Raw genomic sequence first — 25,488 nt, forward strand, 5'->3', positions numbered from 1 at the left:
TTTAAAAGGAGGTGCTTATGCACCCCCTTATTATGCTGGACTTTTATTTGCCCTTTTCATTCTTTTTACGGGTATATTGGCAACCAGGGCTACCTGGTTTTCACTGCTGTCTAGACTGACCTCCAAAGCCTTCTCATCGATTTCCATATAATTTGATATTACCTTAATCAAATCATTTTTTAGTGACGAAAGTAGCTCGGGAGAAACATTGGCCCGGTCGTGTACTAAAACCAGCCTAAGTCTTTCCTTAGCCACATTTTTGCTGCTAGATGAATCCCGGCCAAATACCCTGCTTAAGAAATCTAACACTCCGGTACCCCCTTTCTACTTTAGTCCAATCATTCTCCGTAGTGTATTTATAAAACCCCCTGGTTCCTCTAAATTCATCAGAGGAACTGATTCGCCCAGTATCCGACGGGTAATGTTCCGATAAGCCTGTCCACTCTGGGATTTCTCATCCCTAACCACTGTCTCCCCTTTATTTGTAGTCACAACAACCTGATCATCTTCAGGAACAACTCCCAAAAGGTCAATGGCCAAAATCTCAATCATATCATCAATGCTCATCATATCACCATGTTTGACCATTTTAGGTCTGAGGCGGTTAATTATGAGCTTGGGGTCTCTTAATTCGGCTGCCTCCAGCAATCCTATAATACGGTCAGCATCCCGCACAGCAGATACCTCGGGGGTTGTAACAACAATTGCTCTGTCTGCACCCGCTATCGCATTTTTAAAACCCTGCTCAATCCCTGCAGGACAGTCTATAATGACAAAATCAAATTCCTTTTTAAGTTCCTCGCACAGAACCATCATTTGCTCCGGGTTTACTGCTGTCTTATCTTTAGTTTGGGCGGCCGGCAGCAGATGCAGCCCCTCAAAGCGTTTATCTTTAATCAATGCCTGGCGTATACGGCAAACACCACTGGTTACATCAACAATGTCATATACAATTCTGTTCTCCAGCCCAAGCACCACATCAAGGTTTCTCAGCCCAATATCAGTATCCACCAGGCATACCTTTTTACCCGTTGCGGCAAGTCCTGTACCTATATTTGCAGTGGTGGTGGTTTTGCCAACCCCCCCCTTGCCGGATGTGATAACGATGACTTCACCCATACTTAATAAGTCCCCCTTACTATGTCACTACTGCTGACTAGAACCTTATATTCGGCTAACTTTCGCTCCCTATTTCATCTGAGCGTTAAAGGTTTCAATGGTAACAACATCATTCTTAATTCTTGCCACTTCTGGGTAATCCGGGTCAGATTCTTCCTCTTCCGGGGGCCTGGTAATATGATTGGCAATCCTTAGTTGGGTTGGCCTTAGCCTGAAGGCAAGTACCAATGCATCATTATCCCCCTGGGCACCAGCATGTACGACACCCCTTAGGGCACCCATCACTATAATGTTACCTGCTGCAACAATTTCGGCACCAGGATTCACATCACCCATCACCACCACATTCCCGTCATGGCAAATACTTTGCCCTGAGCGCAATGTCCTTTGTACCAAAATGGTATTATCATCCACCAATCCTTCTAATTCAATGGGAAACCCAGAATCAACAGATGGCTTTGTCGAAGACGAATTATTAACAGTCTCCCTGGTCAAATTATTTACCTCCCGCACTACCACTGTTAAGTTGAATTCTACGTGGGATAACCAAATCCTTCTAAAGTTGGATAAAAAAAAGAGGCTAAATAGCCCCATATTATTAGAATTTTAGACATATTTGGATTTATTCGGGACTATAGGCCGTTGTTGGCGGTGTGCCTTCTATTCCCAAATTAAAATATTTGGATATGATATCCTTGGCCACCGGACCAGAAGCCGCTCCACCCTTTGCTCCATAATCTATAACTGTAGCAACCGCAAGCTCTGGCTTGTCAAAGGGTGCATAGGCAACAAAGACCGCATGGTTATCCCTGCCAAATACTTCGCCTGTTCCAGTTTTACCGGCCACATCGATTGGGAAGCCTCTAAATATTCCAGAGGCAGTACCTACCGTAGTAACCATGTGCATTCCTTCCTGGGCTACTAAAATGGCCTCATGCTTAACATCGACATCAGCTACCTTGGTAGGTCTGTATTGTTCGATTACTTGTCCATCCGGGCTACTGACCTTCTCCACCAAATAGGGCTTCCATCTTGTCCCTCCGTTGGCAATGGCAGCCGTATAGACAGCTAATTGTAGAGGTGTATATTCATTATAGCCCTGACCAACAGACGTATTCAAGGTATCATATACCTGCCAATCTAAATCCCATTTATATTGGTCATACTGATTCTGTACCACCCTTAATTCCTTTTGCTTCGCATTTTCCAGCTTTTTGATTTCATCGGGATCAGTGGCCCCGGCCAGCAGCGGTTTGTATTTCTCTTCAATTGCCTCGAACTTAGGTCCGTATACTGCTTCTAGATAAGCTTTATTACGTTTATATTTATATTCTGGAGTTGGGACATTGCCTGCCGGTTCGCCCGGTATTTCTATGCCTGTTCGCTCACCAAACCCAAACATTCGTGCATACTTGCCTATGGTTTCAATCCCCAGCATCCGGTGACCTATGGTCCAAAAATAGGTGTTACAGGATTCAGAGATGGCCTTGCGCATGTCTACCCGCCCATGTCCGCTTGGTAACCAGTCATTAAAGGTTCTATTGCCGAAAACATAGTGACCGGGGTCCTGAATAGACCACTTAGGATCTACCTTGCCGGAATCCACGCCGGCTACGGCAAGGACCATTTTAAAGGTAGATGCCGGAGGGTAAAGCTGCAAAACCCGATTTGGTAAAGCCCCGGATTTTTGTAAATCATCCCACTGTTGTTGACTTAGCCCGTCAATCCAGATGGAAGGTTCGTAGGTAGGGTAACTGGCCATGGCCCTTATGGCTCCTGTTCTTACATCTATGGCTACTGTCGCTCCACCCTTGGATTCATAACCGTTTTTCCTCATAAACAGCACCTGTCTTTCCAGGGCTTCCTCCGCGGTTTTCTGAAGCTCGGCATCAATGGTAAGGTGCAGGTTGTTACCAGGCACCGGTTCCCTGACACCTAGATCCCGCACCGGTCTGGCTTGGGCATCCACCTCAACCTGGCGGGCACCGTTTATGCCCCTTAGAAATGGCTCAAAGGCATTTTCCAAACCGTCCTGGCCATACATATCTCCTAGTCTATAGCCATCCTCCTGGTGCTCTTGGAATTGTTTTTCTTTAATTTCCTGTACATAACCCAGCACATGGGAAAGCATCGAGCCATGGGGATAATAACGTACCGGTTCAACGTCTATCACAACCCCAGGAAGATCTAGCCTTTGCTCCTCCAATATGGTAACGGTTTCTAAGGGAACATTAGAGGCAAGTCGCACAGGCTGAAATAGTCTAAGCTGCTGGGCCATTAATTTATCCATTACATCCTGTGGTTCCATGCCCAGAATTTCAGCCACTCGATCGACAACCTGTTCCGTGTCCTTAAGGCCCAGGTAAACTAAGGATACAGTATAAACAGGCTGGTTTCCTACAATTTTAACACCCCTGCGATCATATATTTCTCCCCTGGGAGCAATTATCGGGTTAATCCTCATATGGTTTTGCTTAGCCAAGGTTTCAAAGCGCTGGGATTCAATTAGCTGCATATAGGCTAGTCGTCCCACAAGAACAGAAAATATAATACACACAATAAAAAGCAACAGCCTGGTCTTTTTCTCAATAATTTTTCTTTCCATAAGGGCTCCTCCCTAAATATATTGATTAGGGTTCCCGGAATCTGAGCCATCCTCTTTCATTAGAACGAAAAAACTTCCAATAGGTCAGTGGAACTAATAAAGCAGTATAAATTGACGTGGGTATTATTACCTGCAATATGGCAAAAAAGGCTGGCACCTGTATATCCAAATAATAAAGTAATATATAATTGGCTCCATGACTAATAACACTGGTAACAAAGGTCATTAGGGATACTATTACCACACTCTCGTTATAAAATCTAGCTTCGGCCAAACCGGCCAGATATCCCGCTGCCATTTTTGTTAAGGCATTTAGTCCAATGTAACTGCCGGAAAAAATATCCTGGGCAAGTCCCCCTAAAAAACCCAAAAAAGCCCCCTCCTTGGAACCCCGGAGGAAGCCATTAAAAACAACAAGCATTAAAATTAAATCAGGCTTAACACCTGCTACCTGTAAAAAGCTAAACACGGTGGCCTGCATTAACATTGCCAAAAGAATAAGGCCTATTAGCACAAAGGAACGCAATTAACCACCCTCCGTGGGAGGAAGAATGTCTGGATTTAATACCGTTGTAATAATCAATACTTCCTCTAATCTCTGTAACTCAGCAAAAGGTACAACAGTTGCTGTTTTGAACAAACCAGCAGGCTCATCAGATATATCTATTATTCTGCCTATAGGTATACCCTTTGGAAAAGTCCCCCCGACTCCCGAGGTAATCACCACCTGGCCAGCATTAAGTTCTGTATCCTTTGGCACATGAATTAATCTGGTGGCCCCTCCCCCGGAGGTTGTACCCTCTAGAACGCCAGGAACCCTGGTTTCCTGCACCATTGCCCCTACTCCACTGCGGGGATCAGTGATAAGCATAACTTGAGCCGTATTTCGGGAAACAGCTACGACTTTACCAATCAGGCCAGCCCTTGTTACCACCGGCATATTTTTTAATATACCATCCCGCTCACCTTTATTCAAGGTTATAATCCCAAACCAATTTCCCGGGTCCCGACCAATAATACTTGCGGTAGTAGACCTAAAGTTCTGCTCATGTTGTTCACGGTAATCAAGTAGTTCTCTTAACCTCTGATTTTCCTGCCTGAGCTCTTCCAGGAGAAGAAGCTGTCCCCTTAGCTCTGAGACTTCTTCTCTTAATTCCTTATTTTCTCCGCTCAGTCCTCCTAATGCAACAACTGAATAAACACTCTGATTGACGGTTTCACTGATTCCCATCAGCACACCTTGAATAGGTGCCAAACTGTCCTTGATTGCTGCTTCCATGGGAGTCAGTTGGGGACGTTCCACATGGGTGAGGCGCATTACCCCCAGTGTAATACCAACCAGAATTAGCAGGAAAAAGACACTTCTATAACTTATCATTCGGGGCAATACTACCACACCTTCTAGGCCAGCTTTTTAGGCTGAATTAATACTCGTCTTAAAACATCAATATTTTCCAATACCCTTCCCGAGCCATAGGCCACCGCCAGCAGCGGCTCTTCAGCCATATGCACGGGCATCCCAGTTTGATCACTCACCAGGTGATCAAGACCCCTTAGGAGGGAGCCTCCCCCTGCCATAACAATACCCCTGTCCATAATATCAGCGGCCAGTTCTGGAGGTGTCTTCTCCAAGGTGACTTTAATGGCCTCTAGGATAGCCTCAACCGGCTCAGACAAAGCCTTAAATATCTCAGTAGAGGTAATCTGCAAGGTCTTAGGTAATCCGGTAACCAAGTCACGGCCCCTTATTTCCTCAGTTTCCTCTTGTTCCAATGGGTAGGCAGTTCCAATATCAATTTTGATTTGCTCTGCGGTGCGCTCACCGATCATTAGATTATATGTACGTTTTACATGCTGAATGATGGCATCATCCATTTCATCTCCGGCAATTCTAATGGATCTGCTGGTCACTATTCCGCCCAGTGAAATAACTGCCACTTCAGTGGTTCCACCACCAATATCCACAATCATATTACCTGTAGGTTCATGTACAGGTAGCCCAGCACCAATAGCGGCCGCCATAGGTTCCTCAATGAGATATGCTTCTCTGGCTCCAGCTTGTAAGGCTGCCTCACGTACTGCCCTTTCTTCCACAGCTGTCACCCCCGAAGGTACACTTACCACAACCCTGGGTTTAAAGATAAATGACCTTTGGCGCAGGGCCTTATTTATAAAATATTTTATCATACTTTGGGTTACATCAAAATCGGCAATTACACCGTCCTTCATGGGACGTATGGCAACAATGTTGCCGGGTGTTCGACCAATCATTTGCTTGGCTTCTTCACCCACAGCCAAAACTTGACCCGTCTCCCTCTGTATAGCTACCACTGAGGGCTCTCTTAACACAATGCCTTTACCCTTTACATAGACCAGGGAGTTGGCAGTACCCAAATCTATCCCCATATCCTTGGAAAACATACCAAGTTTCAATTCAAACGTCCCCCTTAGGTATTTCAAATAAGTCCTTTGGACTTTAGACTAATAAACTTATTATCTCCAATTATTATATGGTCTAGGACATCTATTCCTATTATTTCTCCCGCTTCAATTAATCTTTTGGTCAGGCTGATATCTTCTCTACTTGGTGTAGGATCTCCACTCGGGTGGTTATGTACTAAAATAACTGCAGCAGCACTCCGGCGAATAGCTATTTTATACAATTCCCTTGGATGCACCATCGATGCATTTAAAGTGCCAATGGAGATAGTTTCCCTGGAGATTACTTGATTTTTAGTGTTTAGCAATAGTGCCTGAAAGAACTCCCGATCTAGATCCCTTAGTTCTTCCATCACCAGGGAACAAACATCTTCAGGACATCGAATTACCGTCCTATCCTCGGAGGGTAAGCTTGCTAACCTCTTACCCAACTCCAAGGCAGCCTTCACCTGTACTGCCTTAACGGCCCCAATGCCCTTTATTGTACTTAATTCTTCTATGGTGGCTTGGGAAAGGTTTCTTAGATCCCTAAACCTCCCAATGATCCCTGCTGCCAACTCTAGAGCTGACGCCTTTGCAGTTCCGGTACGCAGGATAATAGCTAGTAAATCAATATCAGACAGACTGCCGGAACCCTCCTTAATCATTCTCTCTCTCGGCCTCTGCTCAGGTGGCAATTCACGTAAAACCGGATAACTCATATTATCTCTACTCCAAACCTTCTTAGTACATCCGCTAGTTTGGATACCGGCAAGCCTACTACATTATAGTAACAACCTCTAATACTATCAATAAAAACTGAAGCCTTTCCTTGTACAGCATACCCCCCGGCCTTGTCCATGGGTTCACCGGTATTAACATATCGTTCGATTTGTTCTCTGGTCATTGATTTAAACCTAACGGCAGTAGCCTGGTGGGTTACCACAGCTTGGCCTGTTGCCGCATCTATTACTGCTATTCCAGTGAACACTTCATGACTTTTTCCCTGGAGGGTTTCTATCATCTTTACTGCGTCTTCCCGGTTTATTGGTTTGCCCAAAACTTGGCCTGCATTAAAAACCAACGTATCAGCCCCAATAACCAAACCGTCCTGAATATCTACTGCAACGGCAGCAGCCTTACGCTCAGCTAACCGCTCCACCTGTTGGGCTGGGGAAATATGTTCTTCCAGGGTTTCATCTACTTCGCTGACCCTGATAACAAAATCAATGCCAAGATTGGCAAGAAGTTCCTGTCGCCTTGGTGACGCTGATGCAAGTATAATTGGCTGCAAACAAAACCCTCCCATAGTAACAAATAATATGTTATAACCTACGGTAAGCCAGAAAACCCAGTAGTATGCCAATTCCGGTCATTGCTCCGAGAGACATGGTTAAACCAAAGGTAAGCTTTAGAAAATGTAAATTAAATGTGGTATTACTAAAGCCTATGGTTGTATAGTTTTTTAATATTGGAAGATAGGCTGCTAAAGCATCTCCCAGTGCACTACCTGCTACGCCGCCGGCCAGCAGAATAATCAATAACACTCCCGGCCCTTTTCCAGTTTTAAAAGTTCTACTCATTTTTTCACCTATAAGGAAAGTAATGGAAGGTACTTCCCTATAAGTTTAACATTCGGAGTTTTGTCTGACAAGCAATTACAGATACTTTAATTGTCCCCTATAGTCTGATAAATATCCTAAAAAAATAATATAGCTTTTAATCTTACTCATGGATCACACCAAAAGGTCCTGCTGTTAGACTCTAACAACAGGACCCCAAAGAAATTAAAATTAGACTAGCAATGCACCCTAGGGGGGGCACCTGTGAGGCTAGTTACTATTTTTCCCTAAGGGCTAAGTTGAAGGTGAGAATTTCTAACTTTACAGACAAGTCAACATTTCTAACCTCCACATAATCCGGTACATTTAGAGATATGGGTGCGAAATTCAAAAGTGCTTCCAAGCCACTTTTGATCATTATATCGGCAATATCTTGGGCTGCTTTGGAAGGAACGGCAATAATTCCTATTCGCACGTTATATTCCTTAACCATCTCAGGCATTTCCTCCAAAGGAAGAACCTCCAGATCCGCAATACGCTTACCGATCTTCGTTAAATCATTATCAAATACCCCAACAATGGAGAAACCCCTATCTTTAAATTCCCTATATGTTACCAGTGCAGAGCCTAGATTACCGGCCCCCACCATGACTAAATTCCATGGTTCTGATAAACCCAAAATCTTTACGGTGTAGCGTATCAAATCCTTAACATTGTAACCTACACCCCTTGTGCCAAATTCACCAAAGTATGCCAGATCCTTCCTAACCTGGGCAGGACTTACCCCAACACCTTCGGCAATATCCCCTGATGATACAGTGGTAATCCCTTTCTTGTCCAACCTTTTTAAAAACCTGGAATATATAGATAACCGGGTAATTGTTGCTTCTGGAATTTTAAGTGCCTTCACCAGGTCCCCTCCTCTTACTATAAAAACAAATTTTTATATTAATAAAATTATTAGTTAATGTTTTTAATAATATTATAGTAGTAAACTGCCGGGTTGCAAAGATGATTTGTGAACGTTGTGTCAAAACAAATTTTAGAATTTTATAGCAGGTCATCTAGATGACATTGTTCTCTAATTATTAAGAAGCATATCTCGACAATTTTATATATATTTTAACATCTTTCTATGTGTCATGACAATTTATTATGCTAAATATGATATTAGTATATTGTATATTATTCAGCCTATCTTTCCACAAGCATAAATTAAATTCTTTTTGATTAATGCTTAGGCTATATCTTTACTTATTAAAAACTGTCTGGCTTCTGCAATCATATAAAGGGAACCAGTAATACAGACTAACTCTTCGCTACCCGCATTATTAAGGGCTAATTCCACAGCTTTTTCAACACATTCTTCCACCATAACATCCTTAACATACTCCCGGGCATATTGGGCTACCCTTTGCCAATCTCCTGCCCTTGGGCTGTTGGAGCGTGTTACTATGATAGTTTTTGCCAGGGGAGCCAGCTCTGCGACCACCTTTGCCCGCTCCTTATCCGCCAACATACCTAAAATCATAATTATGGAACGTCCAGAAAAATATTTTTCCAATGCTCTCCTAAGTACAATCGCCCCGGCTAGGTTGTGGGCACCATCTATAATCGTCATAGGTTTGTGCGTAAGGATCTCTAGTCTTCCCGGCCATTTGACCATACTTAAACCCTCTTCAATGGTTTGAGGAGAGAGACATTCTCCCTTAAGGGATAGCAAAACTTCAACTCCTGCAATTGCAGTGGCTGCATTTATTTGCTGATGTTCCCCTATAAGGGGCAAGTTAATATGATAGGTATCCTTTAATCCATACACTGTAAATTTTTGTTGCCCTGCCAAAAAGCTTTTATCTGAAACCCAGGTGGCTTGTTTACCAATCTGCACCAGGGGACAATCCTTCTCTTTGGCTACTTCCCTAATTATTTCCAGCGGAGAGCCCTCGGCAGCGGTAATGACTGGAGTATTCTGTTTTATTATACCCGCTTTTACCCTGGCTATTTCCTCTACAGTTCCACCAAGGTAATCCACATGATCGAGGGAAACATTAGTAATAACTGAAACTAATGGGGTAACTATATTGGTTGAATCAATTGCACCGCCCATACCAACTTCCAAAACTACATAATCAGTAGCTTCCCTCTCAAAGTAAACTAATGCCAGGGCAGTACTCACTTCAAACTCCGTTGGATGCTCATAACCATCGGAAACCATTTCTTCTAAAAAGGGCTTTATATAGCTGATTAATTCCACTAGTTTAATTTCCGGGATAGCCACTCCATTAATCACAAACCTCTCGGTATAGCTATGCAAGTGAGGTGAGGTAAACCTTCCCACTTTATAGCCTGCCGCTCCTAAGATGCTGGCAACCATAGCAGTTGTGGAACCTTTTCCATTGGTACCGCCTATATGAACAATTTTTAGGCGGCGGTGGGGATTACCCAACCGCCGCAATAATTCTTCAATTCTACCGAGACCCAAATTAATTCCAAACTTGGTAAGTCCCTTTAGATAATCTATTGACTGCTCATAGATCACTTAAAGCCCTTCCTTCACATATTACGATGTCTTTACAAGTTATTAGTGACAATGTTCTATTAATAAATAGCGTACAGCTTCCTTGAAATTCTCCACCGCCTCTTCCTCGGTGGCTCCCCTGGAAGCACATCCAGGAATATCCGGTGTTACGGCATAAAAACCTCCATCTTCATGATCCGCTTCCACCTGTACCCTAATTCTCACCTTTAGTTCCCCCTCTAAACCTCCCTGGGGAAGGGGGGACATAGCTTCTTCAAATTTTAGAGCCATAAGTATACCTCCCTCTATTAAGGCTAGGTTAGGAACACCGCTAGCCTATCCTTCAAAGCTGCAGACTTTGTGGCCAGTTCCTGTTCCTTGGCCTTCTCTTTCTCAATAACATCTGCGGGAGCCTTGTCCAAGAAGCCTTGGTTGCTAAGTTTGCCCTGTACCCTGGCTAAGTCGGTTTCAATACTTTTTAATTCCTTAGTTAAACGTGCAACTTCCTTGTCGATATCTATGAGTCCCTTTAGGGGTACAAAGATTTCTACACCCTTAGTTACGGCACTGGCAACTTGATCCGGTTTTTCCTGCAAATCCTTCAATACAGTTACTTCAGCATTAGCAAGTCCCTGGACATAGGCTTTATTTCTTTCTAATACACTTCGAACATAGTCTTCTCCGGCCACAAGGATTACCTCAGCCTTCTTACCAGGTGGTACATTCATTTCTCCCCGAATACGACGTACCGCAGTAATAGCTTCAATGAGTATAACCATTTCCTGCTCAGCCCCGGAATCCTTAAGCTTTTCCTCAGGCTTCGGCCAGTGGGCCAGCATAATTGTAACACCCTGATGTGGCAGCTTTTGCCAAATTTCCTCTGTTATAAATGGCATAAAGGGATGCATTAGTTCTAAACTTTCCCTTAGAACTTTAACCAATACCTGCTGGGCCGTTACCCTGTCCTCGGGCGTAGTTTTACCAAAGAGCCTTGGCTTTGCTAACTCAATATACCAATCGCAGAATTCACTCCAGGTGAACTCATACAACACCCTGGCCGCCTCTCCCAATTCATAACGCTCTAAGTATGCCGTAACTTCAGCGGCAGTCCCTTGAAGCCTGCTGAGGATCCAGCGATCCGCCAGGTTATACTCCCCACCTTGGGCACCTGGGTTATAATCTGCAAGATTCATCATTACAAAGCGGGAGGCATTCCAAATTTTATTCGCAAAGCTCCTTGCTCCATCCAACCGTTCAAAATGGAAGCGAAGGTCATTGCCTGGAGTATTACCTGTAATTAGCATGAAACGTAGCGAATCGGCGCCGTGACTATCAATAATGTCTAAGGGATCGACCCCATTACCTAAGGACTTGCTCATCTTCCTACCTTGGGAATCCAACACCAAGCCATGGATAAATACTTCCTTAAAGGGCTCCCGCTCCATAAAGTTTAATCCTGAAAAAATCATCCTGGCCACCCAGAAAAAGATGATATCTCTACCAGTAACAAGAACAGAGGTTGGGTAAAAATGTTCTAATTCCGGAGTCTTATCAGGCCAGCCAAGGGTAGAAAAGGGCCAAAGGGCAGAAGAGAACCAGGTATCCAATACATCTGGGTCCTGTTCCACCTTACCGCCACACTTACCACATTTAGTAATCTGTACAGTGGACGCAACCATATCTTCACAATCTTGGCAGTAATAAACGGGAATACGATGTCCCCACCAAAGCTGTCTGGAGATGCACCAGTCACGAATATTCTCCATCCAATTCAAATAGATTTTGGTAAATCTTTCGGGAATAAAGGATATTCTTCCATCCTTTGCGGCTTCAATGGCAGGGAGAGCCAAGGGCTTCATTTTAACAAACCACTGCTTTGAGAGCATCGGTTCAATGGCCGTATTACAACGGTAACAATGACCTACAGCGTGGCTCATATCCTCTACCTTTACCAGCGCTCCCAACTCTTCTAAATCCCGTACAAGCCTCTTGCGACATTCCCACCGGTCCAAACCTTGATACTTGCCCGCCTGTTCGTTCATCTTACCCTTTTTATCAATGACCTGAATTTCCGGCAAACCGTGACGGCGGCCAATCTCAAAGTCGTTAGGGTCGTGGGCCGGTGTCATCTTCACCGCACCAGTTCCAAAGGTAGGATCACAATAGGCGTCAGCTATTACCGGCAGTTCCCGACCAACGATGGGCAGAATTAAAGTTTTACCAACCAGATGCAGGTAGCGATCATCCTCCGGGTTAACTGCTACAGCCACGTCACCAAGCATGGTTTCAGGCCTTGTGGTAGCTATAATGATATAATCCTCCGGGTTATCCTGGGAGAGATACTTAATATAATACAGTTGACCTGGTTTGTCCTGGTGTTCAACCTCAATATCCGAAATAGTTGTCTGACAGTGGGGACACCAGTTGGTAATGTAGTAGTCCCTATATATTAAACCTTGTTCAAATAAGCGTACGAATACTTCCAGCACTGCCTTTGAGCAGCCTTCATCCATGGTGAAGCGTTCCCTATCCCAGTCGCAGGAAGCACCCAGCCTCCTTAGCTGCGTGGTAATACGATTACCATATTGTTCCTTCCAGGCCCAGACCTCATCTAAAAACTTCTCCCGTCCCAAATCATACTTGGTTTGGCCTTCCTTAGCTAATTTTTCTTCCACCTTAGCCTGGGTAGCTATACCGGCATGATCAGTTCCTGGCACCCATAGGGCATTGTACCCCTGCATCCGGCGCCACCTAGTCAAGATATCCTGGAGGGTGTTGTCCAATGCATGTCCCATATGCAATTGGCCCGTTACATTCGGCGGAGGCATGACAATACAAAAGGGGGTTTTCTCCTTTTCCACTGTTGCTCCAAAATATTTTTTACTCTCCCATTCTTGATACCATTTGTTTTCAACCTCACTTGGGTTGTAGACTGTAGGAATATTCGTTTCCGACACTGAAGTTTCCTCCTTGATATGATAGTAAAAAAATAAACTTCCATCCAATCAAGGACGGAAGTTAGTTCCGCGGTACCACCTTGTTTCTACCAAATAGCTAGTACTTTATTGGGTAGCAACTCCTACGGCTATAACGGGCCTTCCCGTCCGGACCTACTTAGGTTCAGTCCAGCTTCTCCGGGGCGACATCTAGAAAACTTCGGACAGAAAGCCTTACAGCCAAGGGCCTTCCTCTCTGGGTCCAAAACCTATTTCCGGATCTCCCCTTCTTCGACTTTACTACCCAATATATTAATGTTTTTCCTGCTTTATGTCAATAAATCTACCTGGTTGCTCTTCTGCCAATCACTTGTCTTTTTGCATTCGGCAGGTTAACACCCACAATTCCTCCAATGATGCCTGCTAAAACCATAGACCCGATGATCAATATGAACTCTGTCACAGGCATACCTGCAACTACAGAGAGAAACACAAATAACATTCCATATAATAACCCCACTGCAGCACCATGGATACATCCCCTAATTCCAGCTTCCTTGCCGGCACCCTTACCTCCTAAAAATGAAGAAACTAGCATGGTTAGCATAATGGCCAAGGCAAAGTCATAAATAGGCATGCTGGTCACAGCCACCACAAAGGCTAAGATTAGAAATACTGCCAAAGTTGCACTTAGAGATGCAATTATACCAATACCCAACGCCCTAGTTTTTATTAGCATGTCCCCTTTCACACCCTGTTTACTCCATTGAAGAAAAGTTACCCTGTTCATTTTATTAAACCTCCCGGTAATTTTAATACATCTTTATGCCATTTTATTTATTTTATTCCATTTATGTAAAAATTGGGTTATATGTTCTCTTAACCTAATAAATATATAGGGGATTTGTTTACCCCTAATAATCGGGTGGCAAATAATTTAGTCCAGAAGTTTTAGTAGGAGGTTGATATTGTTGTCCAAGTATTGGAAATGGCTGTTCCTAATCCTCATTCTCTCTATTGTTGCCGGAACAGGCACCTATGGAGTAAAGACCTATTTTTTTAGGCATGGTCCAGAGAAACCCTTCCCCATAAAAGTGGTTGAAGCCCAGCGCTCGCCCCTGGCCATACCCCACTACATTGCCATAGCCCAAGGTTTTTACCGGGAACAAAACTTGGCCTTGGACTCTAATGTGTCCAGACCAGCAGAGGCAAATCAATGGAGCCTGGAAGAAAAGGGGGATATCATTCTATGCAACCTAAGCCAGCAATTTTTTACCCAACCGTTGGGTACAAATACAAACCAGATCGCTTTCGCTTCACTTGCAAGAAAGGACGGTACCTTTTTGCTGGGTAGAGAGCAACAGACTGATTTTTCCTGGGAAACTTTGAAAAGGAGATCTATTTTAGGGGATGCGCCAGATGAACAATCAAATATAATTCTTGAGGAAGCTTTGAAGCAAAACAAGCTCACCTTACAACAGCAGGTTATTATTATCCAAAATGTCCCCTTAGAACTTAAAGTAGGTGCCTTTCAAGCTGGAGTAGGGCATTATGTGCAGATGTCTGAGCCTTTAGCCTCAATTGCTGAAGAAAGGGGAGAGGGTTGGGTAGTGGCAGCCCTAGGGGATGCTGTGGAACCAATTCCTTCTTTAATATTTGCTGCATCCCCATCATATTTAAAGCAACATGGTGGGGAGATTCAAAGGTTTGTTAATGGATTATGTAAAGGCATGCTATGGTTGGATTATCACTCTTCGTCGGAGGCAGCCACGGTGGTAGCCCAATATTTCCCTGAAATAGATAAACAAACCCTAGAAAAAATAATTGATAGATATAAGAAATTGTCCCTTTGGGATAAAAGCCCGGTGATCCCAAAGAAGGATTATGAAAATCTTCAGAACTACGTACAGCGTTCCGGTGAGTTAACTAACCCCGTGACTTATAAGGACGTTGTGAGTAACAGGTTTGCCCAAAAGGCCGCTAACACAGTTAAATACATTCCCCCGGAACTGCAAAGGGAAAAAACCCTGTGGGAAAAAGTGAAAACCCTTGATTTCAAATAGTTCTAATAAGGTTAGGCTAGCCGGGCAGAATAAGGATAACAACAACATTCTGGAGGTATAACATTGCGGGTTGCCATTATTGGTGCCGGGGTTTCCGGCCTATCCTGTGCCCACGAATTAGAATATTTAGGCATTTTCCCTGATATTTTTGAAGAGCGCTCCCGCTCGGGGGAACTTTTCCCCCACGTGGCTGGTTTATTACATCTAATGAATAGGCCGGTCCGGGATCAAATTAAATGGTTAAAAAAAGACTATCATCTTTCCATTGAGCCCCTTCACGCCTGGAAAAAAATCACTATGCACGCACCTACCCTAACAAGGGTAGTCAAATCAGCCAAATTCGGTTATTTCCTTGAGCGTGGCCAAGGTGAAAAGTCACTGGAAACACAGTTATCCAGCGACCTTAAAACAAAGATCAATTTTAACTGCCGGGCAAATTATTCAGAGTTGGCTAAAGAATATGATTACGTGGTTGTAGCCAATGGCAGCAGGGAAATTCCCGCCACCCTTGGTATCTGGAAAAACATCTTTTCCGCCATGGTTAGGGGTGCCGTTGTATTGGGGGAATTTGACACTTCTGAGCTAGTTATGTGGGTTAACACCGACTATGCCCTTGGTGCCTATGCCTATCTAACCCCTTTTACTAAAACCAGAGCCAGCCTGGTTTTAATACATGCCAACACCACCGCCAAGGAAATGGAGAGACATTGGAAGACTTTTCTTTGCCGGGAAAAAATTGATTACCACATCACAGAAAGCTTCTTATTACCCCATATAGCCGGAACTGCTTATCCCCATCAAGTGGGTAATATACTTCTGGTGGGAATATCAGGCGGTTTCATGGAGGCCTTCTTAGGCTTTGGCACAGTTTCTTCCATCCGCAGCGGAATTTTAGCTGCCAGGGCCATAGCTACCAACAGCCCCTTTGACGGGCTGGTAAAGAAGCTGGACCAGGAAATGAGAAGATCCGTTCGCATCCGGGAAGCTTTAAACACCATGAGAAATGCGGATTACGATCGTTTGGTGTCCCTGGGTACTTTGCCTATCATAAAGCAGATAAACTACAACACAAATATTCCCATTCTAAATGTTGCAGGTAGCGTATTGGAACTTTTTCGTAAATCAGTAGACTTAACAGAAAAAAGTATTCTCCCGCCTTCACCCAAAAAAAAATAAGCTAAGTCGTCTTTTGGGCTTAGCTTATTTTGCTTGCTTCGGATAACCCCTTAACTTGGCTACTATAATTAAAAATATGGGAATTACTAAGGACACTGAATAGAGCCACAGGGTCAAAGGAAACTGCATAAAATATCGTAGCAAAGGTACATTGGTGATGTAGATATTGGCGGCTATGATTATAATGAAACCGTAGCTGAGTAATATCATACGATAACCTTTAAACCCAAATAATTCCCTGGTTAAACTGGCGGCCGAATAAGAAAAAGCTGCAATAAAGATAAAAAATCCAGTAAACCAGATAGTCATCATAAAGGGATCCATCCGGGTAATGAAACCAATTTCAATGGACCTAACCATCATCAGGGCCGGCAATAGGCTAGCCTCGGTGGTCTTTAACCCTAAGATGGGGATGCTTAAAGTACCAATCAGCAGTGCTATGCCAACAGTAATAAAGGCAGGAATTCCATAGCCTACTAGCTTCTCTTTATGACTTATTAGGGGAATTAGCGCCAATATAAGCATTGGGTAGGTCAGTTCCCCGGCAGTTAAAACTGCTCCCTCTATTGGCGGCAGCAATCCGTGCTGCAGCATAGGCAGGTACTCGTCCCAATTTATGTTAGGTATATTTAGCAAAGCTACCAGCGGCAATAATAATAGCCCCAGTGGTAACAACAGCTCATTCATTCTGGCGGGAACCGATATGCCAAGATAAGATACATAAAGGGCAGGAACCAGCACAACCATGTGCCATACAAAGGGAGGACTTTCTGGCTTAAAGGATGTTGAAATAATTATCGAGAATTGAATCGTCACCATAACACAAAAGACCAGAAAGCTAACAATGTATATTAAGGCAAGGAGTCCTCCCAGATACCTTCCCAGCAATAGCCTGCTAAATCCCACCAGGGAATGATCGGGAAATATTAAGCATAGTCCGATGATAATACGATAAATAAAGTACCCTATAAGGGCCGCCAACAAAGCAGACATCCAGGCATCCCGGCCGGCATGCTGGGCTACCTCAGAGGGCAAAAACACATCTACTGTGGATAGAATACAGGTTAGCAATAAAAATACTGCCTGCTTAGCGCTAATTATATTGGCCCTGTTCATACAATTCACCTATTTTTGTCGTGATAGTTAGCCCTGTTCTAACAATGGTTGTATTTACTGTCACCTCAAACTCAGCCTCGGGGAAAACCTGCTCATCCCAGCGGTCCTTAATTCTGCTCCAGGCCTTATGATCCGCAATTTCTACCTGACGGCCAAACCCGAAGTAATCATTTTGAATACCCTGGGCATGTTTTATCCCATTTAATATTTCATTCTTTAGTGCTTCACTTAAAATTGGCCTTAATTCTGCAATTATCCTGGGATCCTCTAAATCTAATACTTGTCCAACCAAACTGATATTGGCGTAGCAATCTACTGCCACCTGTATACTGACCTCTTCATCATTAACCTGGGGCTTCACCGACGGGTGAATTCCGATTAGCTCAGCAGCTATTTGCCGGCCTTTGAATTCAAAGCTTAAGAGTGGATTTTTCAAATCCCTATTCAAAAAATTAAAGGCCCTAACTTCAACGGGACTAACCCTATCCACCATCTTCTCTCCTTTAAAAACAGCCGCCCCGGAGCCATGATATTTAACCCGGGCTTCCTTTGACTCTTGCACCGGCTTACGGATTCCCACAATTGGCACCAGGAAATTTCCTTGATCCAAAAGACTGTTAAAGGCCTCCCTCACCCTAATATTAGTGGTGTTACCATGAACCTCAAAGGAATCCCTTACTATCGTAACTATTGATCTCATTGGCACCTTTTCCGCCCCATCTTTAATTTCCATAAAGTCTTTACTTGGCAGCTTAGTTAAAGCTAAATAGGCTTCCTCCCTAATCTCGTTATCCCTCATTAAAAATTCCACCAGTTGAAAGATTCCCCTTTTGGCCATCTCCTCTGTGACAACATAAATATCGCAATGGCCCCAGAAGATCCTTCTACCATTTTTCGCCATATCCCGAACGGCCTCAAATACATTGTTGCCCTGGCCATCAAATATCAGGTAGGTGGCCTCCTCCTGTCCCCCTGCGGCTCCCTTGGCAAAGGCCCCGGCCTTAGCCACCTGAGTATGTACTTCATATAGTTCCTTCTCAGGGTCATAATCAAATAAAGCACCCATTACAAAGTACATTCGATCAATATCCCTGTGCTCCACATCCACGCAGCCCGACCCAAAAATTAAAATACAGGCAATAAGTAATATAATTAGCCTTTTTCGGCTACTCATCAGCCCTTGACTCCCCCTTTGGAGGCAAACTACCAATCCTCTTAGTATCTATATCGGGCACTGACTGGGGCCGACGTGTCATAGCCCAGTATGGGTAACGAAAAATGGTATCCTTAAAATCTTTGGATTGGCTGGGTGTAAAGGGTGCCAAATAGGGGATGCCAAAGGAGGTAAGGTGAGTCATATAGCCCCAGATCATCATGACACCTGCCACCAGACCAGGCAAGCCAAACTGGGAGGTCGCCAGCATCAGGGGAAAACGCAGCAATCTAACGGGAATTGAAGCCGGGTACCTTGGCAGTGTAAAGGATGCTATACCAGTAAAGGCTACAACAATAACCATACCCGGTGAAATTAGACCTGCCTCCACCGCCTGCTGTCCTATAACTAAGGCACCTACAATGCTAACGGCCTGACCCACCGCCTTTGGCAGACGTACACCTGCCTCTCGCAGAAGCTCAAAGGTTAATTCCATCCCCAGGGCCTCAACGATAACGGGAAAGGGTGTCCCTTCCCGACTGCCTGCAATGGTTAGTGCCAAGTCAGTGGGCAGCATCTCCCAATGATGAGTAATCAAGGCCACATATAATGACGGTAAGGTGAGGGTAATGATGAAGCTAATATATCGGATCCAGCGAACAAAGGTGGCAAAATAAAAGTTCTGATAATAGTCATCTCCAGCCTGCATAAATTGAGCAAAGGTTGCAGGAACAGTAATGGCCCAGGGATAACCATCTAAGAGGATAGCTACTCTACCCTCCAGCAGGCAGGATGTGATCGACTCAGGTCTTTCACTTTTTAATACAGTTGGAAAAACCGACATGGGTGAATCAGATATATACTCATGCAGGGTTTCTAAGCTGGTTATTGCATCAACATCAATGGTTTCCAGTCTTCTTTTAACTTCCTTTAAAATTCCCGGATCAGTTATCCCCTGTAGATAAGCTACAGAGATGGTGCTGCTGGTCCTTGTCCCCAAGGTGATTTCCTCAAAACGAAGATTCCTGTTCTTCAACCTCCTTCTAATCATGGTTATATTAATGCCTAAGGATTCTATCAAAGCTTCCCTGGGCCCCTCTATATTAACCTCCGTCTCCGGCTGTTGAATACTTCTTTTCTCATAGCCCACTGTCCCAGCAATAATTGCCCTGTCGGAACCAGCAACAAAAATAGCCGTGTCACCGTGAAGTATGCATTCCACTACTTTATTAAAATCCGTAGTAACCTTTATCCTGGGGGTAGCCAATACAGAATAGGCCAGCAGCTTGGGATTTTCTATAGTATCTTCTGGTGCCTCCTGCAGCTTAGCAATAATACCCTCGTTAATAATTTTCTTATCAACCATATTTTCCAGGTACACCACCAGGGCCCCTTTAGCGCCCATGCCGATGATTAATCTTCTACGAACAAGGTCCGAAGTATTGCCAAAACTTTTTTTAAGCTCAGAAAGGACATTATCTAGGTCAGCATCCACCGTCTGCTGCTGATAACTCTGACCTGGTAATTCGGATTTCTTTTCAGCCGATTTTACTAATTGTTTTGCTAACCATTTAAGCATTGCTGACCCCTCATAACATAGGTTTATCCAGGTTATTGTATCACCATCTACCTTTTTTTATTAATAATGGCAATAATGCCAAATAAACACATAAAAAGACCCTGTATAAATCCTCCAAGAAATGAAGGGCTAATACAGGGTCTCATAATCTTATGTAATACTATTCATTAACCCAACTATCCAGCAGCAATAGCAATTCATCCTTGCCCCGGCCAGTCTCGGCAGAAAAGGGAATGATCTGCTGTCCAGGCGTTAGGGACAAACTCTTCTTTATTACCCCCTGCTGCTTAGACCACTGGTTGTTGGATAGCTTATCAATCTTGGTTGCCACTATTACCGTGGGTACCTGATAGTGAATAAGCCACTGGTACATCTGTTTATCTTGGGCTGTAGGTGTGTGGCGACAATCCAAAAGCAGGGCAACCCCTTTCAGGCTCTCCCTGTTCTTTAAATAGCCCTCAATCATCTTTCCCCACTTAGACCTTACTTCCTCGGGAACCCGTGCAAAACCATAGCCAGGCAGGTCAACCATTAGGAAGCTGTCGTTAATGGTAAAAAAATTTATAAGCTGTGTTCTCCCCGGAGTTTTACTGGTCCTGGCTAATCCCCTTCGGTTAACAAGCTTGTTAATCAGGGATGATTTGCCTACATTGGATCGGCCCACAAAGGCCACCTCAGGGAAATGCCCCGGGGGATAGCCCCCGGGGTTTACTGCACTGGTTAAAAACTCAGAAGACACTATTTTCACGACGGTAACTGGGTTCCTCCTTGCTCCTGAACATCCTGGTGCTCCACTGGAGTAAAGTTGGGATTATCAGCTAAAGCGGCCTCCGGGGAAAAGACTGGTGCATCCCCTTCCTCCTTAGGCAGCATGGCAATTTCCAACACCTGATCCAGATGCTCTACCAGTTTAAATTCAAGCTGCTTTTTGATATTTGCAGGAATATCCTCCAGGTCCTTTTTATTATCCCTGGGCAGAATTATGGTTTTAATGCCCGCCCTATGGGCTGCCATAACCTTTTCCTTGATACCGCCTACCGGCAGTACCCGGCCCCTAAGGGTAATCTCACCTGTCATAGACACATCATGACGTACTTTGCAGCCGGTCAGAACCGATGCCATGGCGGTGGCCATAGTGATACCGGCTGATGGGCCGTCTTTGGGAATGGCACCTTCGGGAATGTGAATGTGCAGATCCCATTTTTCAAACAATTCAGCAGGAATTGCCAAGTCCTGGGCCCTACTCCTCACGTAGCTGTAGCCAGCCTGGGCAGATTCCTTCATTACCTCACCAAGCTTACCTGTTAACGTCATACGGCCTGTTCCTTTGTAGGTGGTCACCTCAATAACCAAGGTATCACCCCCTACCTCAGTCCAAGCCATACCCGTTACAGTGCCGATTTCATCATTTTGCTCTGCAACACCATAGCGGTAACGAGGAATACCTAGGAACTGTTCCAGGTTTTGTGCACTTATCTTAACCTTTTCAGCCTCACCGGCAACAATTCTTTTAGCAGTCTTACGGCAAAGGGACGCAAGGTTTCTCTCCAGGTTACGGACACCTGACTCCCTGGTATACTCCCGAACAATCTTGCGAATTGTATTATCTGAAACATTCAGCATACCATTGGAGAGCCCATGTTCTTTAATTTGCTTGGGCAGCAGGTGACGTTTGGCAATCTCCAGCTTCTCTTCCTCAGTATACCCAGAAATCTGAATAACTTCCATTCGATCCAGCAGTGGTCGAGGTATTGACCACATGTTATTGGCAGTGGTAATAAACATAACATTAGACAAATCAAAGGGAGCTTCAATATAGTGATCGCTGAAGGTGCTGTTTTGCTCCGGATCTAAAACCTCCAGTAAGGCTGATGCCGGATCACCGCGAAAATCACTGGCCATTTTATCAATTTCATCAAGTAAGAATACAGGGTTTTTAGAACCTGCCTGCCTCATGCCCTGGATGACTCTGCCCGGCATGGCACCTACATAGGTGCGACGGTGACCGCGGATCTCGGCCTCATCCCTTACACCACCCAGGGATATTCTAATAAACTTACGTTCTAGAGCTCTGGCAATGGATCTGCCCAGCGAGGTTTTACCAACCCCTGGAGGTCCCACTAAGCAAAGAATAGGTCCTTTCATCTTCTTGGCCAGCTTGCGGATGGCTAAATACTCAATGATTCTTTCCTTGGGAGTCTTTAAGCCGTAATGATCATCATCAAGAATTTTTTCCGCTCCCTTGATTTCCAGACGATCACGGGTTCCCTTGCTCCAGGGCAAACTTAAAATCCAATCTAAATAATTACGTACCACAGAGGCCTCGGCTGCCATTGGAGGCATTTTCTCCAGGCGTTCAACTTCCTTTAGTGCCTTTTCTTCAACTTCCTTTGGAAGTTTAGCCTTGGAAATCTTCTCCCTCAGCTCTTCACATTCCGCTACCCGCTCATCCTTTTCGCCAAGTTCCTTTTGGATGGCCTTCATTTGCTCGCGCAGGTAGTATTCTTTTTGGGTTTTCTCCATTTGTTTACGAACACGTATGTTAATCTTACGCTCAAGCTCAACAATCTCAAGTTCTTTAGCAACAATGGCACAGAGCTTTTCTAGCCGCTCAACAATATCAATGGCTTCCAGAACTTTTTGCTTATCTTCAATACGCAGGGCCAAATGGGAGGCAATAATATCAGCCAGTCGGCCTGGTTCTTCTAAATTTACCACTGAAACTACAGTTTCCGGGGGAATTCGTTTGGAAAGCTTAACATACTGTTCAAATTGGTAAACCAAACTCCGCATCAAAGCCTCAATTTCAGAGGTTTTTTCAAATTCTTCGGAGTATTGATCAATTTCAACCCTGAAATAGGGCTCAAAATCTTCATATTTTCTGATTTTGGCCCGGGCAATGCCTTCCACCAGTACCCTGATAGTACCGCCTGGAAGCTTAAGTAGTTGTTTAACCTCAGCTACAGTTCCAACCTGGTAGATATCATCTACAGTGGGCTCATCGGTTTGAGCTTCCTTCTGGGTAGCTAAAAAGATAATTCTGTCTTGGACCATGGCTTCCTCGATGGCCTGAACAGATTTTTCACGACCCACATCAAGGTGAATAACCATATATGGGAAAACAAGAATACCCCTCAAGGGAAGCAAGGGTAGAGATTTTATTTCGGAATTCACTGCCGCACCTCCTCCAATATTTAAATCATATGACGACTGACTAGTGAATCAGAATAAAGTAATCATATCATAAAAGGCAAAAATACTGCCACAACAATAATTTCCAATAATAGAAAAAACCCAGCATTAGCCGGGTTTTAAAACTTAGAGAGAGGTATTTTATTCTGCCTTACTTACAAATATTTTTCACCATTCACATAAATTCTTTTATCTTTCAGAATTTAACAGGTTTTGGTGAGAAAGAAATGCTGCCGCTGCAGGCATCTCCAGTGGAGCAGGAGTCGCTTCCCATTGAAGCTCTTTTTCTAAAGCTTCAATGAGAGAGCCCTTGATAACCTCATCCAGGTTATCCACTGGTATGACCTGGATACCCTCCATATTTTTGAACATTTCCTGATAGTTTTCCCTGGGAATAAACACTTGCTTTACTCCAGCCTGTCTAGCCGCCTCTACTTTAGCCACCACTCCCCCCACGGGTTTTACAAGGCCACGGATGGAAATTTCTCCAGTCATGGCCACCGTATTGTCTACCACAACCCCTTTGATAGCTGAATAAACTGCCGTGGCGATGGAAACTCCGGCTGATGGTCCGTCTACTAAACCACTGCCTAGAAAGTTAATATGTATGTCGTAATTCCTATAGTCAACTTGCATTACCCTTCTGAGCACTGTTAGGACATTCTCCACGGAACTGCGTGCCATACTCTTGCGCCTAACTCTTTTCCCATTTCCGCCGATTTCCTCTTCCTCCACCACCCCGGTTACGGTGATAGTTCCCTTTCCCTCTTCTGCGGGAATAACAGTGGCTTCAACCTCTGACAAAATGCCCATATTGGGTCCGTAAACAGCCAAACCATTTACTACACCTACCTGGGGCTGGGAGTTAATCTTCCTTTCGGGCCTTGGGGTATACTGACCGCTGTGAACTACCCATTCAATATCCTTGATTAATATTTCTTTTCTTTCCTCTGTTAAGGCAATGCCACCGGATATTTGAATTATATTCACTGCCTCACGTCCGTTGGTAGCATACCTTTTAACCACATCCAGTGCACCCTCTTCAAGGGGCAAGCCAATTTTTTCCGAAGCATTAGCAGCTATCTTCTCTATCTCATTCTGCAGTAAGGGTCTGAAATAAATTTCCAAACAGCGGGACCTGATAGCTGGTGGAATTTCATCTGGAGTTCGGGTAGTAGCACCCACCATACGAAAGTCCGCAGGCAGTCCATTTTGAAAGATATCATGAATGTGACTAGGAATATTATTATCCTCAGAGCTGTAATAGGCGCTTTCTAGGAATACCTTGCGATCCTCTAACACCTTTAATAATTTATTCATTTGTACCGGGTGAAGTTCTCCAATCTCATCAATGAACAACAATCCCCCGTGGGCTTTAGTTACTGCTCCCGGCTTTGGTTGAGGAATCCCCGCCATACCCATAGGTCCAGCACCCTGATAAATGGGGTCGTGGACCGAGCCAATCAATGGATCGGCAATACCCCTCTCGTCAAATCTGGCGGTGGTAGCATCCAGCTCGATAAACTTTGACTTTTCCTTAAAGGGTGAGCTGGCTGTCTTTTTTGCCTCTTCTAAAACTAACCTGGCAGCTGCCGTTTTGCCAACTCCTGGTGGTCCATAGACAATAACATGCTGTGGGTTTGGACCGCACAGGGCAGCCCTAAGGGCTTTAAGGCCTTCCTCCTGGCCGATAATCTCACTAAAATCCTTGGGGCGTGTTTTTTCCGCCAAGGGCTCAGTCAAAGATATGGCCCTAAGTCGCTGGAGCTTCTCTAACTCCTTGCGAGACTCCTTTTCAACGGCAGTCTTATTACCCTGCTGTGCTTTTAACAAATTCCAAAAGTAGAGTCCAATTACAACTGCAAAAAATACCTGTATGAAGGTGAGAAAACCTCCAAGGCTGGTAAGTTCCCCCATAACTAATGCCTCCTTTAGCCGTACTTCTCTTTGTATTATTGCTAATTAGACCACTTTTTACACATAAAATCTTTAAGAAATCCGGCTTCACTCAAGTACTGTTCATGAATAGAGCCATATAAAAAAATAACCAT

The 25,488-nt window shown here is 44.3% G+C and carries 23 protein-coding genes; 2 read left to right on the forward strand and 21 right to left on the reverse strand.

All coding sequences use genetic code 11. The features are described 5' to 3' along the window. Window positions 1-30: 30 nt before the first annotated feature. The 15 genes from minE to P6N53_RS03370 form a co-directional block, all read right to left on the reverse strand. A complete protein-coding gene (gene minE / locus P6N53_RS03300) occupies window positions 31-309 on the reverse strand; it encodes a cell division topological specificity factor MinE (protein ID WP_304541169.1) in 279 nt (92 codons plus the stop codon). 15 nt (window positions 310-324) lie between these two features. Next, a complete protein-coding gene (gene minD, locus P6N53_RS03305) occupies window positions 325-1,119 on the reverse strand; it encodes a septum site-determining protein MinD (RefSeq protein ID WP_304541170.1) in 795 nt (264 codons plus the stop codon). Between the two features lie 69 nt (window positions 1,120-1,188). After that, window positions 1,189-1,614 carry a septum site-determining protein MinC gene (gene minC / locus P6N53_RS03310; RefSeq protein ID WP_304541172.1) on the reverse strand — a complete coding sequence of 142 codons (426 nt, stop codon included), beginning with the start codon at window positions 1,612-1,614 and terminating at the stop codon, window positions 1,189-1,191. 127 nt (window positions 1,615-1,741) lie between these two features. After that, window positions 1,742-3,724 carry a penicillin-binding protein 2 gene (gene mrdA / locus P6N53_RS03315; protein WP_304541174.1) on the reverse strand — a complete coding sequence of 661 codons (1,983 nt, stop codon included), beginning with the start codon at window positions 3,722-3,724 and terminating at the stop codon, window positions 1,742-1,744. Window positions 3,725-3,749: 25 nt separating this feature from the next. Beyond that, a complete protein-coding gene (gene mreD / locus P6N53_RS03320) occupies window positions 3,750-4,250 on the reverse strand; it encodes a rod shape-determining protein MreD (RefSeq protein WP_304541176.1) in 501 nt (166 codons plus the stop codon). Beyond that, window positions 4,251-5,102, reverse strand: a complete 852-nt coding sequence (gene mreC, locus P6N53_RS03325; protein WP_304541379.1) for a rod shape-determining protein MreC — start codon at window positions 5,100-5,102, stop codon at window positions 4,251-4,253. It abuts the gene before it with no gap. Between the two features lie 23 nt (window positions 5,103-5,125). Then, window positions 5,126-6,157 (reverse strand): rod shape-determining protein, encoded by a 1,032-nt coding sequence (locus P6N53_RS03330; RefSeq protein WP_304541178.1) that lies wholly within the window; start codon window positions 6,155-6,157, stop codon window positions 5,126-5,128. Window positions 6,158-6,180: 23 nt separating this feature from the next. Continuing rightward, complete coding sequence (gene radC / locus P6N53_RS03335) at window positions 6,181-6,864, reverse strand: RadC family protein (protein WP_304541180.1); 684 nt, start codon at window positions 6,862-6,864, stop codon at window positions 6,181-6,183. Then, a complete protein-coding gene (locus P6N53_RS03340; RefSeq protein WP_304541182.1) occupies window positions 6,861-7,436 on the reverse strand; it encodes a Maf family protein in 576 nt (191 codons plus the stop codon). The genes radC and P6N53_RS03340 overlap by 4 nt, the downstream gene beginning before the upstream one ends. Window positions 7,437-7,467: 31 nt before the next feature. Continuing rightward, window positions 7,468-7,725 (reverse strand): DUF4321 domain-containing protein, encoded by a 258-nt coding sequence (locus P6N53_RS03345; RefSeq protein ID WP_304541183.1) that lies wholly within the window; start codon window positions 7,723-7,725, stop codon window positions 7,468-7,470. A gap of 256 nt (window positions 7,726-7,981) precedes the next feature. Then, on the reverse strand, window positions 7,982-8,614 hold the full coding sequence (locus tag P6N53_RS03350) for a redox-sensing transcriptional repressor Rex (protein WP_304541185.1): 633 nt from the start codon (window positions 8,612-8,614) through the stop codon (window positions 7,982-7,984). Between the two features lie 327 nt (window positions 8,615-8,941). Next, on the reverse strand, window positions 8,942-10,243 hold the full coding sequence (locus tag P6N53_RS03355; RefSeq protein WP_304541187.1) for a bifunctional folylpolyglutamate synthase/dihydrofolate synthase: 1,302 nt from the start codon (window positions 10,241-10,243) through the stop codon (window positions 8,942-8,944). Between the two features lie 42 nt (window positions 10,244-10,285). Beyond that, on the reverse strand, window positions 10,286-10,513 hold the full coding sequence (locus P6N53_RS03360) for a type II toxin-antitoxin system HicB family antitoxin (protein WP_304541188.1): 228 nt from the start codon (window positions 10,511-10,513) through the stop codon (window positions 10,286-10,288). 23 nt (window positions 10,514-10,536) lie between these two features. Then, window positions 10,537-13,179 (reverse strand): valine--tRNA ligase, encoded by a 2,643-nt coding sequence (locus P6N53_RS03365; RefSeq protein WP_304541189.1) that lies wholly within the window; start codon window positions 13,177-13,179, stop codon window positions 10,537-10,539. A 322-nt stretch (window positions 13,180-13,501) separates the two neighbouring features. Next, window positions 13,502-13,948, reverse strand: a complete 447-nt coding sequence (locus tag P6N53_RS03370) for a TIGR04086 family membrane protein (RefSeq protein ID WP_304541190.1) — start codon at window positions 13,946-13,948, stop codon at window positions 13,502-13,504. A 181-nt stretch (window positions 13,949-14,129) separates the two neighbouring features. On the opposite strand from P6N53_RS03370, the gene P6N53_RS03375 reads away from it, so the two are divergent. Together P6N53_RS03375 and P6N53_RS03380 are read left to right on the forward strand one after the other, a co-directional pair. Next, the gene (locus P6N53_RS03375; protein WP_304541192.1) at window positions 14,130-15,221 is read left to right on the forward strand and encodes an ABC transporter substrate-binding protein; all 1,092 of its coding nucleotides are present in this window, start codon (window positions 14,130-14,132) and stop codon (window positions 15,219-15,221) included. Window positions 15,222-15,284: 63 nt separating this feature from the next. Then, the gene (locus P6N53_RS03380) at window positions 15,285-16,397 is read left to right on the forward strand and encodes an NAD(P)/FAD-dependent oxidoreductase (RefSeq protein ID WP_304541194.1); all 1,113 of its coding nucleotides are present in this window, start codon (window positions 15,285-15,287) and stop codon (window positions 16,395-16,397) included. Between the two features lie 24 nt (window positions 16,398-16,421). Here P6N53_RS03380 and P6N53_RS03385 read toward each other — a convergent pair whose 3' ends face one another. The 6 genes from P6N53_RS03385 to lonB form a co-directional block, all read right to left on the reverse strand. Next, window positions 16,422-17,513 (reverse strand): GerAB/ArcD/ProY family transporter, encoded by a 1,092-nt coding sequence (locus tag P6N53_RS03385; protein ID WP_304541196.1) that lies wholly within the window; start codon window positions 17,511-17,513, stop codon window positions 16,422-16,424. Continuing rightward, window positions 17,491-18,687, reverse strand: a complete 1,197-nt coding sequence (locus tag P6N53_RS03390) for a Ger(x)C family spore germination protein (RefSeq protein WP_304541198.1) — start codon at window positions 18,685-18,687, stop codon at window positions 17,491-17,493. The genes P6N53_RS03385 and P6N53_RS03390 overlap by 23 nt, the downstream gene beginning before the upstream one ends. Beyond that, the gene (locus tag P6N53_RS03395) at window positions 18,680-20,245 is read right to left on the reverse strand and encodes a spore germination protein (protein WP_304541200.1); all 1,566 of its coding nucleotides are present in this window, start codon (window positions 20,243-20,245) and stop codon (window positions 18,680-18,682) included. The genes P6N53_RS03390 and P6N53_RS03395 overlap by 8 nt, the downstream gene beginning before the upstream one ends. A 160-nt stretch (window positions 20,246-20,405) precedes the next feature. Next, a complete protein-coding gene (gene yihA / locus P6N53_RS03400) occupies window positions 20,406-20,993 on the reverse strand; it encodes a ribosome biogenesis GTP-binding protein YihA/YsxC (RefSeq protein ID WP_304541202.1) in 588 nt (195 codons plus the stop codon). Beyond that, window positions 20,990-23,419, reverse strand: coding sequence for an endopeptidase La (gene lon, locus P6N53_RS03405; protein WP_304541204.1), 2,430 nt, complete (start codon window positions 23,417-23,419; stop codon window positions 20,990-20,992). The genes yihA and lon overlap by 4 nt, the downstream gene beginning before the upstream one ends. A 207-nt stretch (window positions 23,420-23,626) precedes the next feature. Further along, window positions 23,627-25,354, reverse strand: coding sequence for an ATP-dependent protease LonB (gene lonB / locus P6N53_RS03410; protein ID WP_304541205.1), 1,728 nt, complete (start codon window positions 25,352-25,354; stop codon window positions 23,627-23,629). Window positions 25,355-25,488: the final 134 nt, after the last annotated feature.

The sequence above is a fragment of the Desulforamulus aquiferis genome, assembly GCF_030577015.1.
GTDB lineage: Bacteria > Bacillota > Desulfotomaculia > Desulfotomaculales > Desulfotomaculaceae > Desulfotomaculum > Desulfotomaculum aquiferis.

Bases quoted from the DNA above. Each gene is read 5' to 3' on its own strand.
- P6N53_RS03395 (WP_304541200.1), bottom strand. From the start codon at position 20,245: ATGCTTAAATGGTTAGCAAAACAATTAGTAAAATCGGCTGAAAAGAAA.
- P6N53_RS03370 (WP_304541190.1), bottom strand. From the start codon at position 13,948: ATGAACAGGGTAACTTTTCTTCAATGGAGTAAACAGGGTGTGAAAGGG.
- radC (WP_304541180.1), bottom strand. From the start codon at position 6,864: ATGAGTTATCCGGTTTTACGTGAATTGCCACCTGAGCAGAGGCCGAGA.
- mrdA (WP_304541174.1), bottom strand. From the start codon at position 3,724: ATGGAAAGAAAAATTATTGAGAAAAAGACCAGGCTGTTGCTTTTTATT.
- lonB (WP_304541205.1), bottom strand. From the start codon at position 25,354: ATGGGGGAACTTACCAGCCTTGGAGGTTTTCTCACCTTCATACAGGTA.
- P6N53_RS03345 (WP_304541183.1), bottom strand. From the start codon at position 7,725: ATGAGTAGAACTTTTAAAACTGGAAAAGGGCCGGGAGTGTTATTGATT.
- mreC (WP_304541379.1), bottom strand. From the start codon at position 5,102: ATGATAAGTTATAGAAGTGTCTTTTTCCTGCTAATTCTGGTTGGTATT.
- P6N53_RS03390 (WP_304541198.1), bottom strand. From the start codon at position 18,687: ATGAGTAGCCGAAAAAGGCTAATTATATTACTTATTGCCTGTATTTTA.
- P6N53_RS03360 (WP_304541188.1), bottom strand. From the start codon at position 10,513: ATGGCTCTAAAATTTGAAGAAGCTATGTCCCCCCTTCCCCAGGGAGGT.
- P6N53_RS03385 (WP_304541196.1), bottom strand. From the start codon at position 17,513: ATGAACAGGGCCAATATAATTAGCGCTAAGCAGGCAGTATTTTTATTG.
- minD (WP_304541170.1), bottom strand. From the start codon at position 1,119: ATGGGTGAAGTCATCGTTATCACATCCGGCAAGGGGGGGGTTGGCAAA.